Below are 10,702 nucleotides of genomic sequence, written 5' to 3'. Positions count from 1 at the left end.
CGGTGCCGGCCCTCAGACGTCAGTGCTCAACCTGCGGACGGCAATGCTCAGCCCTCGGACGGCAATGCTCTGGCGTCACAGCTGTCGTGTCACTGCTGCTCACTCCTGCAGATCGAACTCCCCGTCGCGCGCCCCGAGTACGAACGCCCGCCACTCCGCCTCGGTGTAGCGGAGCACCGTGTCGGGGTCCGCGGAGTTGCGCATCGCGACGGCACCGCCCTCCAGATAGGCGATCTCCACCCGCTCGTCCTGGGGCCCATCAGGGGAGCCGACCCACTCGACGCCACTGATGTCCATGGCGTACAGCGCTTCCTTCTCCTGCTCGGTCGCCACCGGGTTCACTCTCCGTTCAACTGACCTTACGGACGGGGAGATTCTACAAACCGGCAGACCTCAGGCGGAGCCTTCGGCGCATGCGAAGCCTACGGCTCAGGCGGAGTCCTCGGCGGCCTCGACCAGCTCACGGCAGCGCTTGACGTCGCCCGCCATCGCCTCCAGCAGCGCCTGAAGCGAGTCGAACTTCCGCTGCCCGCGCACGAAGGCGAGGAAGTCGACGGCGACGTGCAGCCCGTACAGGTCAAGATCGACCCGGTCGATGGCGTACGCCTCAACAGTCCGCTCGGTGCCGTCGAACTGCGGGTTCGTGCCGACGGAGATGGCGGCGGGCATGGCCTCGTCGTCGACGTGCAGCCACCCGGCGTAGACGCCGTCGGCGGGGATGGCGGTGTGCGGGAGCGTCTCCACGTTCGCCGTGGGGAAGCCGAGTTCGCGACCGCGCTGCGCGCCTCGTACGACGACGCCCTCGACGCGGTGCGGGCGGCCGAGGATCTCGTGGGCGCCCTCGACGTCCCCCTCGGCCACCAGCCGCCGGGTCAGGGTCGAGGAGAAGGGCTGCCCGCCGCCCGCCTCGCCGGTCACGTACAGGTCGACGACCTCGACCTCGAAGTCGTACGTCTTGCCCTGCTCGGCGAGGAACGCGACGTCGCCGGCCGCCTTGTGGCCGAAGCGGAAGTTCGGGCCCTCGACGACGGCCTTGGCGTGCAGCTTGTCGACCAGGACCTTGACCACGAAGTCGGCCGGCGACAGCTTCGAGAACTCCGTCGTGAAGGGGAGGATGAGGACCGCGTCCACGCCCAGCTGCGCCATCAGTTCGGCGCGGCGGTGGTGCGAGGCGAGCAGCGGGGGGTGGCTGCCCGGTCGGACGACCTCGCTGGGATGCGGGTCGAAGGTCACGACGACGGATGGAACGCCCAGCTCGCGGGCGCGGTCCACGGCGTGCCTGATGATCAGCTGGTGCCCGCGGTGGACCCCGTCGTAGGAGCCGATGGTGACGACGCTGCGCCCCCAGTCCTGGGGGATGTCCTCCAAGCCACGCCAGCGCTGCACTGTTCCTGCTCCTTGTCGAAACGTGTCGAACCCGTGTCCGTGGTTGCCCCGTACGCAGGTCTAAGGGTGCCATGCCGGGTGCTGTCGGCCCGCATCGGCATGGAGGCTGTGACAGGTGGCACGCGGACGGTGACACAGCCTTCCGGAGCCCACGCCGCGGCCGGCTCACGCGGGGACCCGTACCCCCGCGAGGTTCTCGATCATGCGGCGGGCGCTCGGGCCGACCACCGCGGCCCACTCCGCCGGTGATCCGCTGAGCCATCCCGACACCTGCACCGCGAAGCCCGGGACGTGGCGGGCGAGGTCGACGAGTCCGTGGTCGAAGCGGGTGGCGCCCTCGGGGGTGCGGACGAGGAGGAGGCCGGTGCGGTGGACGAGCTCGCGGAACGACGATCCACCGCCCCCGCCATCGGTCGTCTCACCGTCCCTGCCACGGATCGTCTCGCCGCGCCCGCCACGGATCGTCTCACCGTCCGTCCCGCAGATCGCCCCGCTCACCGCGGCCCGCAGCACCGCTTCCAGCACGGCCGGGTCCCGCTCGCTCGCCAGCAGCAGGTCCAGCAGCTCGCGCCGCAGCCCGCCCGAGGCCGGGGTGTCCGGCACGGCGAGGACGCCCGCGAGCGCGGCCCGCACCTCGGCGGGACCGCCGGCCAGCAGACCGGCGACCAGTGGGAACAGCGCCTCGCGCGTGGCGGGCCCGTGTTCCAGCCGCCGGTCGACGTACGCGGCCACGTGCTCGGCGGCCTCCGGGCGCAGCTCCACGACCTCGCGGATCAGGGCGGCGACCTGGCGGGCGAGGACGGGGGTGGTGACGTCGGCCAGGGTCCGCAGGACCTCGTCCGAGTCCGCCCGCAGGGAGCGCAGCCGCAGCCGGAACGCGTCGAGCACCTGGTCCGCGTGCGTGGCGAGCGCGGGCACGAGCGCGCTCGCGGGCAGGTGCGGGTCGCCCGCGGCGAAGCGCTCCAGCGCCTGTGGGAGGTGGCGGGGGCGCGTCCGGGTGTCCTGGACGAGGAGGGCGAGCGCACCGCCGTGCAGGGTGATATCGGCGGGGCGGGCCAGCAGGGCGAGCGCGACGTGGCGGATCAGCTCACGGTCGGCCTCCGTGCGCACGTGCGGCGCGGCCCGAAGCGCGTATGTGAGGGCGGCCACCCGCCGCGCCGAGCGCTCGTCGTGCGCCCACCGGTCGACGGCCCGGCACATCGCCGAGGGCTCCTCCTCGGCGAGTACGGCGAGGAGCTCGTCCCCGCGCTGGTGGGCGCTGTCCACGAGCGCTTCCGCCAGGTCGTCCAGGGCGCGGCGCCGATGGGTGTGCAGCAGCGCCTGGGCCGCCGTCGCCACGGTCGCGTCGGGGGTCGCGGCGAGGGGGCGGTCGTCGGCGAACCAGCGGGTGAGATGCGGTTGTACGGCGGCGGGGTCGGCCGCGAGGAGCCGGGAGACGGCGTCCAGGTAGCGGGAGCCCTCGCCGGTGGGCGGGTCGGCGACGACGAGACGTCGCAGCAGGTCGAGCCGGTCCTCCTCGGGCAGCGGCAGCGCCTCCCAGAACTGTGGCCCGAACTCGCTCGGTACGCCCCGCCCCTGGGCCCGCCACAGGACGATCCGTTCGGTGAGCAGCCGGAGCAGCCCCAGGTGGGCGAGCGCGTCGGGCACCCGCAGCAGGGTCTCGGTGACCAGGTGCGTGGCCCACCAGACGGCGTCGCAGTGCGGCGCGGGCCGCTCCGGCAGGAGGTTGTCCACGGCGAGGAGCAGCTCCTCCAGGCGGTGGGCGAGTTCGAGTGGCCCCTCTTCGCGTGCGCAGTGGAGCAGGGCGTGGACGACGGGACCGATGCGGTGGCGGGGGACGGTCGGGCAGGGTGTGCCCTCAGGAGCGAGGTCGCCGTCCGGGGTGTCGGCGGCCCTCGGCTCCCGGGGCGGGTTCCGGTCCCCGCCCCGGACCCGGCCCCGGTGCACCAGTGCGTGCAGCGCCGCGTCCAGGTCGAGGTGGGTGCCCTGGATCCAGTCGGCGAGTTCCTCGTGGGCGAAGCGGTAGCCGTGGCCCGCGGGGACGAGCAGGCCCTCGGTGAGCACGGCGGAGGCCCAGCCGGTGGTCGCGCCCGGCCGTCGCCCCGGGGTCGGCCCCCAGGGGAAGACGGCCTCGAAGGACGCCCGGTCCAACTGCCCTTGTCCGGGCCCGAGACAGCGCCGTGCGGCCTCGTGCACCTGGCCGGAGACCTGGGCCGCGAGCCGCCGTACGGCTGTGCCGCGCAGCCCGTTCCCGGCGGCGAGGCGTACGGCGACGCGCAGGCACATCAGGTCCAGGTGGGCCGAGAGGACGTCATGGCGGTCGACGCGTTCGTCCGGGGCGTCGGGCAGCGCGGCCCGCACCTCCGAGAGCAGCCGCAGGGTGAGCGGATGCCGGGCGTCGGGCTCCGCGAGGGTGCCTTCGGGGATGCCGTGGCGTGCGCGGGCCTGGCGTGCCTCGTCCTCGCGGAGGTCGCCGAGGCGGATGCGGGGTGGGGTGCCATCCATCCGCTTGTCGGCCTGAACGGCCTCGTCCTCGAACGCCGGACGGGCTGAGAGGGCAAACCCCGCCCCCATCGTCTCCCAGTACTCCTCCCGGCACGCCACCACCAGTCGTGCGCCCGTGGTCCGCAGCCAGTCGGCGGTCGCCTCGGTCCATTCGTCCAGGCGGTGGGCGAGAGTGCGGGGCATGTGCTCGGGGCTGTCGAGGAGGAGCAGCAGGGGGCGGCCGCCGGCCAGCGCGAGGCGGGTGAGGCGCTCGGGGGTGATGTCGCCGGGTTCGCCGCCGTACTCCCCGGGCAGCACGGCCGACGGGAGCGCCTCCTCCGCGTGGGACGCCGCCACGGTCCGTGCCGCCCGCTCCAGGGCCCGCCTGGCCGCGTCCTCGACCGACTCGTCGGTGTCCCTCAGGTCGGCGCCGCGCAGCCAGAGCGTCGGCGCCGGTTCGGGGCCCCGGGCGCGCCGGTCGGCGAGGGCCGCCAGTTCCGTCGTACGGCCGCTGCCCGGGGCGCCGACGAGTCCCAGGACGGCGGCCTGTCCTTCGGTGAACGCCGCGAACTCCCGTACGACATCGGCCCGTTCGACCGGGTCCGCGGTCGTCCTCGGGGGGCCTTCCGAGGCAACCGAGGCGGCCGTGAGCTCCAGGATGCCCGCCAGGTTGAGGTCCCGCCCGTACGCGGGCACGGTCGCCGCGTTGCGGGCCAGCAGCTCCCCCAGGGGCCCGTCGCCCTTCCGCAGCGGTACCGCGAAGCCGGCCGCGCCGTGCTCGCTGTGCAGCGCGGTGCCCAGCACCGCGATGACGGTGCCGGTCGCGGCGTCGAGCACGGGTCCGCCGGCCGCCCCGCCGCCCGGGCGCAGTGCGTCACGGCCCGCCGTGCCGATCGCCAGCTCCAGGGCCCCGCCGAGCCGATGCGCACCGCCCCCGGGCGCGTACGTCACGTCGGCGGCGCCCAGCACCCGCGCCTCGCGCCACCCACCGGCGGCGATCCGGACGTAGGTGCCCGTCTCCACCACGTCCCGTACGGCGAGGGGCAGCGGTGCCAGGCCGAGCCCGTCGGTGCGGACGAGCGCGAGATCGAGCGCGGGCAAAGGGGTCACGTCGGCGGCGGTCACCGCGCAGGTGCGGCCGCCGGGGGCCCGGAGGATGAGCCGGGTCAGTCCGTCGACCGCTTCGTGGCTGGTCAGCACGGTGCCGTCGTGGTCGGCCACGAATCCCGTACCGCGCGGTCGTCCGGCCGGGTCGCAGATCCGCACCAGGATCTCGTCCCGCCTCTCCCGGCCGTCGTACGCTGTCTGACGGCCTTGCCCGCCCATGCCTGAACCTCCCCGGCCTCCCTGCCGTGCACTGCTTCCGAACGGTAGGCACGCGATGATCAGCGGAACAGATCACGAGGCGAACGCGCCCCCTTCCACCCCCTCGGTTCACTCCGAGCGCCTGCTCGTTGGAGTGAAGAGACGGGGGCGGATGGATACATCCTTGGATGGGGGAACCGAGGGGGGACCGTGGAGCGGCGGGATGGAGTCCCTGTGTCCGCCGCTCCACGGGAAGGCGCTCTGCCAGGGCCTGTGTCAGCCGAACACGGCAAGGCTCTTGGCCTTGCCCTTCTGTTCCTCGACCAGGGCCAGGAACCGGCCCTCCGGGTCGAAGACGGCCACGGGGCCGGTGCCCGTGTACGCGTCGGGCATCTCCAGCCGTACGCCGTTCAGCAGCAGCCGGGCTCGTCGGGCGTCCACGTCCCAGCGGGGGAACGCGGCCGCGGCGGCCTCGGCGATGGGCATGACGGTGAGGTCCTCCTGGAGTTGCTCCAGGGTCCTCGCCGAGTCCAGCTTGTACGGGCCCACGCGGGTGCGGCGCAGCGCGGTGAGGTGGCCGCCCACGCCGAGATCGGCGCCCAGGTCCCGGGCCAGGGCCCGGATGTACGTGCCGGACGAGCAGACGACGGAGACGATCACGTCGAGGACGGGGGTGCCGTCCTCGGCGACGGCTTCCCGGACGTCGTACACGGTGAAGGAGGAGACCGTCACCGGGCGGGCCGGGATGTCGAAGTCCTCGCCGTCGCGCGCCCGTTTGTACGACCGCACGCCGTCGATCTTGATGGCGCTGACCTTGGACGGCACCTGCATGATGTCGCCGGTCAGCTTGGCGATCCCGGTGTCGATGGCCTCGCGGGTGATCTTGGAGGCGTCCGTGGAGGCGGTGATCTCCCCTTCGGCGTCGTCCGTGACCGTGTTCTGTCCGAGGCGGACGGTTCCCAGGTACTCCTTCTCGGTCAGCGCGAGGTGGCCGAGGAGCTTGGTCGCCTTCTCCACGCCGAGGACGAGCACACCGGTCGCCATCGGGTCGAGGGTGCCGGCGTGCCCGACGCGGCGGGTCTTCGCGATCCCCCGCATCTTGGCGACGACGTCGTGCGAAGTGAAGCCCGACGGCTTGTCGACGATGACAAGGCCGTCGGGCGGGGTGGGCTTACGGGTCTTCTGGGTCATTCGGCGATGTCGTCCTCGTCCTCGCCCGGCTTCTTGTACGGGTCCGCCTCGCCGGCGTACCGGGCGCCCGACGCGGCTTCGCGCACCGCGGCGTCGGAGGCCCGCGCCTTGTCGAGGAGGTCCTCGATGGTCCGGGCCGTGTCCGGGAGGGCGTCCGCGACGAAGGCGAGGGTGGGCGTGAACTTCACGCCCGCGGCCCGGCCCACCTCGGAACGGAGGATGCCCTTGGCGCTCTCCAGTCCGGCGGCCGCGGCCTTCCGCTCCTCCTCGTCCCCGTACACGGTGTAGAAGACGGTCGCCTCCCGCAGGTCGCCCGTCACCCGGGTGTCCGTGATGGTGACGTGGGAGCCGAGCCGCGGGTCCTTGATCCCGCGCTGCAGCTTCTGGGCCACCACCTCTCGGATGAGGTCCGCCAGCCTTTTCGCCCGCGCGTTGTCGGCCACTGGTCCGTCTCCTCGTTCTTCCTGCTGTTCTTGGTTCTGCGTGTCTGTTCTGTGGTGCGGTCGCGGGGGCGCTGAGTCGTCTCAGTCGTCCTCGCCGTGGAAGCGGCGCCGTACCGAGAGCAGCTCCACCTCCGGGCGGGCGGCGACGAGGCGCTCGCACCGGTCCAGTACGTCGGTCAGGTGCCCGGCGTCCCCCGAGACCATCGCCAGGCCGATGGCGGCCCGGCGGTGCAGGTCCATATGGTCGACCTCCGCCGCGCTCACCGCGAACCTGCGTTGGAGTTCTGCCACGATCGGGCGGACGACGGAGCGCTTCTCCTTCAGCGACCGGACGTCGCCGAGCAGGAGGTCGAAGGACAGAGTCCCCACATACATGTGTGTCCGGATGACCCGCCGGTACGGGATCGGTGGCCCCGCCATCCGTGTGGCAGGGACATCAGAACCGTACAACGAACCCGGCCGGTGGCTCGACGGGATTGTTCACGCCCCCGCCGCCCGTACCCGTCCCATTCCCTGGGGCTCCGCCCCTTCGCCCCCGCCAAGGGGGCCACGCCCCCTGGACCCCCAGGTTTCGGGGCTGCGCCCCGGACCCCCTTTCGGGGGCCGGCCCCCAGACCCCCGCTCCTCAAACGCCGGAGGGGCTGGATTGTGCGGGCGGGGGCGAGAAAGGCCCGGTCGGGGCGGCCCGGCAGGAGAGTTCCCGCCGGGCCGCCCCGACCCGGTTCAGCCCGCCGCGGGCGTCACACCCGCGGCTTCTCGCGCATCTCGTACGTCGCGATGACGTCGTCGACCTTGATGTCGTTGAAGTTGCCGAGGTTGATACCGCCCTCGAACCCTTCGCGGATCTCGGTGACGTCGTCCTTGAAGCGACGCAGGCCCTCGATGTTGAGGTTCTCCGCGATGACCTTGCCGTCGCGGAGCAGGCGGGCCTTGGTGTTCCGCTTGACCTCGCCGGAGCGGATGAGAACACCCGCGATGTTGCCCAGCTTGGACGACTTGAAGACCTCGCGGATCTCCGCCGTACCGAGCTCGACCTCCTCGAACTCCGGCTTGAGCATGCCCTTGAGGGCCGCCTCGATCTCCTCGATCGCCTGGTAGATGACCGAGTAGTAGCGGACGTCCACGCCTTCGCGCTCGGCCATCTGCTGCGCACGCCCGGCGGCGCGCACGTTGAAGCCGATCACGATGGCGTCCGACCCCATCGCCAGGTCGATGTCGGACTCCGTGACCGCACCGACGCCGCGGTGCAGGACCCGGATGTCGACCTCTTCGCCGACGTCGAGCTGGAGCAGGGAGGACTCCAGGGCCTCGACCGAACCAGAAGCGTCGCCCTTGATGATCAGGTTCAGCTGCTGGACCTCGCCGGCCTTCAGCACCTTGTCCAGGTCCTCCAGGGACACGCGGCGCGTGCGCTTCGCGAAGGCCGCGTTGCGCTCACGGGCCGCACGCTTCTCGGCGATCTGGCGGGCCGTACGGTCCTCGTCGACGACGATGAAGTTGTCGCCGGCGCCCGGGACGTTGGTGAGACCCAGGACCTGGACCGGCGTGGACGGGCCGGCCTCGGGGACGTTGTTGCCGTTGTCGTCGAGCATGGCGCGGACGCGGCCGTAGGCGTCGCCCACCACCATCGTGTCGCCGACCCGCAGCGTGCCGCGCTGGACGAGCACCGTCGCCACGGCACCGCGGCCGCGGTCGAGGCGGGACTCGATCGAGATGCCCTGCGCGTCCTGCTTCGGGTTGGCCCGCAGGTCGAGCGAGGCGTCGGCGGTCAGGATGACCGCTTCCAGCAGCGAGTCGATGTGCAGACCCTGCTTGGCGGAGATGTCGACGAACATCGTGTCGCCGCCGTACTCCTCGGCCACCAGGCCGTACTCGGTCAGCTGACCGCGCACCTTGGTCGGGTCCGCGCCCTCGACGTCGATCTTGTTGACCGCGACGACGATCGGGACCTCGGCCGCCTTGGCGTGGTTGAGCGCCTCGACCGTCTGCGGCATGACGCCGTCGTTGGCCGCGACGACCAGGATCGCGATGTCGGTCGACTTGGCACCACGGGCACGCATGGCGGTGAACGCCTCGTGACCCGGGGTGTCGATGAAGGTGATCTTGCGATCCTCTTCGTTGACCTCGGTCGTGACCTGGTAGGCACCGATGTGCTGGGTGATGCCGCCGGCCTCGCCCGCGATGACGTTCGTCTTGCGGATGGCGTCGAGCAGGCGGGTCTTACCGTGGTCGACGTGACCCATGACGGTGACGACCGGCGGGCGGACCACCAGGTCCTCCTCGCCGCCCTCGTCCTCGCCGAACTCCAGGTCGAAGGACTCCAGAAGCTCGCGGTCCTCCTCCTCGGGGCTGACGATCTGAACCGTGTAGTTCATCTCGTCGGCGAGGAGCTGGAGCGTCTCGTCGGAGACGGACTGGGTCGCGGTGACCATCTCGCCGAGGTTCATCATGACCGCGACGAGCGAGGCCGGGTTGGCCTTGATCTTCTCCGCGAAGTCGGTGAGCGACGCACCGCGCGACAGGCGAATGGTCTCGCCGTTGCCGCGAGGCAGCATCACGCCGCCGACCGACGGGGCCTGCATGGCCTCGTACTCCTGACGGCGCTGCCGCTTCGACTTGCGGCCACGACGCGCGGGACCGCCGGGACGGCCGAAGGCGCCCTGCGTGCCACCGCGGCCACCCGGACCACCGGGACGACCGCCGAAGCCGGGACGGCCACCGCCGCCACCGCCGGGACCACCCGGGCGTCCGGCGAAACCGCCGCCACCGCCACCGGGACCACCGGGGCGTCCGGCGAAACCGCCGCCACCGCCGCCACCCGGACGACCGGCGAAACCGCCGCCACCCGGACGACCGCCACCGCCACCGGGACGACCGCCGCCACCGGGACCACGGCCACCACCGGGGCCACCACCGGGACGCGGGCCGGCAGCCGGACGCTGCGGCATCATGCCGGGGTTCGGACGCGGACCGCCGGGGCCGCCGCCGGGACGCGGACCGCCACCCTGCGGACGGGGCATGCCGCCCGGCGTCGGACGGTTACCACCCGGAGCCTGGGGACGCGGACCGCCACCGGCCGCACCCTGCGGACGGGGACCGCCCTGACCGCCGCCCTGCGGACGCGGAGCGCCACCGGGGCCACCCGCGCCACCAGGCCGGGGCGCACCACCCGGACGGGGCGCCTGGGGGCGCGCCATGCCGGTGGAGCCGCCGGAGGTGAAGGGGTTGTTACCCGGACGCGGACCGGCCGGACGGCCGCCGGGACGCGGCGCGCCCTGACCACCCGGACGCGGTGCGCCGGGTCGGGGCGCCTGGCCCTGACCGCCGGACGGACGGCCGCCACCGGGCTTCGGGGCGCCGGGGCCCGGACGGGCACCCGGACGCGGGCTCGGGGCCGGGGTCGGCGACGGGGGTGCCGTGAACTCCGGCTGGGCCGGAGCCGGAGCCGCCGGGGCGGGCTTCGGCGCGGGCTTCGGGCCGGGCGTCGGGCGCGGACCGGGAGCCGGGGCCGGGGCCGCGGGCTTCTCGGCCGCGGGCGGCTTGGGTGCCACCGGTCCCGGGCGCGGGCCCGGACGTGCGGCCTGCGCGGGAGAGGGCGCCGCCGGCCTCGCCGGGGCAGCCTTACGGGGGGCAGCCGACTTGGCGCCCCCATTGCCCTGCTGGAGGGCATCCGTCAGCTTGCGTACTACGGGCGCCTCGATCGTCGAGGACGCCGAACGGACGAATTCACCGAGTTCCTGGAGCTTGGCCATGACGACCTTGCTCTCCACACCGAACTCCTTGGCGAGTTCGTATACCCGGACCTTAGCCACTTCGCTCCTTTTAGGTCCGGGTTGCGGCCGGACCGTCGCTACTTCATGGGCGTACTCATCGCGTACTCATCGAGTGCTCAT

Annotated in this window: 7 protein-coding genes; all 7 read right to left on the bottom strand. The window is 73.0% G+C overall.

Annotated elements, in window-relative coordinates:
* Positions 1 to 99: 99 nt before the first annotated feature.
* Entirely contained in the window at positions 100 to 333 is a 234-nt protein-coding gene (locus IE262_RS18465; protein ID WP_134036728.1) for a DUF397 domain-containing protein, read from the bottom strand.
* Positions 334 to 429: 96 nt separating this feature from the next.
* Positions 430 to 1,386 (bottom strand): bifunctional riboflavin kinase/FAD synthetase, encoded by a 957-nt coding sequence (locus IE262_RS18460; protein ID WP_134036725.1) that lies wholly within the window; start codon positions 1,384 to 1,386, stop codon positions 430 to 432.
* A gap of 165 nt (positions 1,387 to 1,551) precedes the next feature.
* On the bottom strand, positions 1,552 to 5,196 hold the full coding sequence (locus tag IE262_RS18455) for a S1 family peptidase (protein ID WP_189874920.1): 3,645 nt from the start codon (positions 5,194 to 5,196) through the stop codon (positions 1,552 to 1,554).
* Positions 5,197 to 5,451: 255 nt separating this feature from the next.
* Positions 5,452 to 6,366, bottom strand: coding sequence for a tRNA pseudouridine(55) synthase TruB (truB, locus tag IE262_RS18450; RefSeq protein WP_189874918.1), 915 nt, complete (start codon positions 6,364 to 6,366; stop codon positions 5,452 to 5,454).
* The gene (gene rbfA / locus IE262_RS18445; RefSeq protein ID WP_134036716.1) at positions 6,363 to 6,809 is read right to left on the bottom strand and encodes a 30S ribosome-binding factor RbfA; all 447 of its coding nucleotides are present in this window, start codon (positions 6,807 to 6,809) and stop codon (positions 6,363 to 6,365) included. Before rbfA ends, truB begins: the two co-directional genes overlap by 4 nt.
* An 81-nt stretch (positions 6,810 to 6,890) precedes the next feature.
* Positions 6,891 to 7,184: a DUF503 domain-containing protein gene (locus IE262_RS18440; RefSeq protein WP_134036713.1), complete on the bottom strand. Its 294-nt coding sequence runs from the start codon at positions 7,182 to 7,184 to the stop codon at positions 6,891 to 6,893.
* 365 nt (positions 7,185 to 7,549) lie between these two features.
* Positions 7,550 to 10,621, bottom strand: coding sequence for a translation initiation factor IF-2 (gene infB / locus IE262_RS18435; RefSeq protein WP_134036710.1), 3,072 nt, complete (start codon positions 10,619 to 10,621; stop codon positions 7,550 to 7,552).
* Between the last annotated feature and the right edge of the window lie 81 nt (positions 10,622 to 10,702).

The organism is Streptomyces bluensis, assembly GCF_014650715.1.
In the GTDB taxonomy this organism is placed as follows: domain Bacteria; phylum Actinomycetota; class Actinomycetes; order Streptomycetales; family Streptomycetaceae; genus Streptomyces; species Streptomyces bluensis.
This window is presented reverse-complemented; position numbering and strand designations above follow the sequence as displayed.

Coding starts and splice junctions, on each gene's coding strand:
- IE262_RS18455 (WP_189874920.1), bottom strand. CDS start 5,196: ATGGGCGGGCAAGGCCGTCAGACAGCGTACGACGGCCGGGAGAGGCGG.
- truB (WP_189874918.1), bottom strand. CDS start 6,366: ATGACCCAGAAGACCCGTAAGCCCACCCCGCCCGACGGCCTTGTCATC.
- IE262_RS18440 (WP_134036713.1), bottom strand. CDS start 7,184: ATGTATGTGGGGACTCTGTCCTTCGACCTCCTGCTCGGCGACGTCCGG.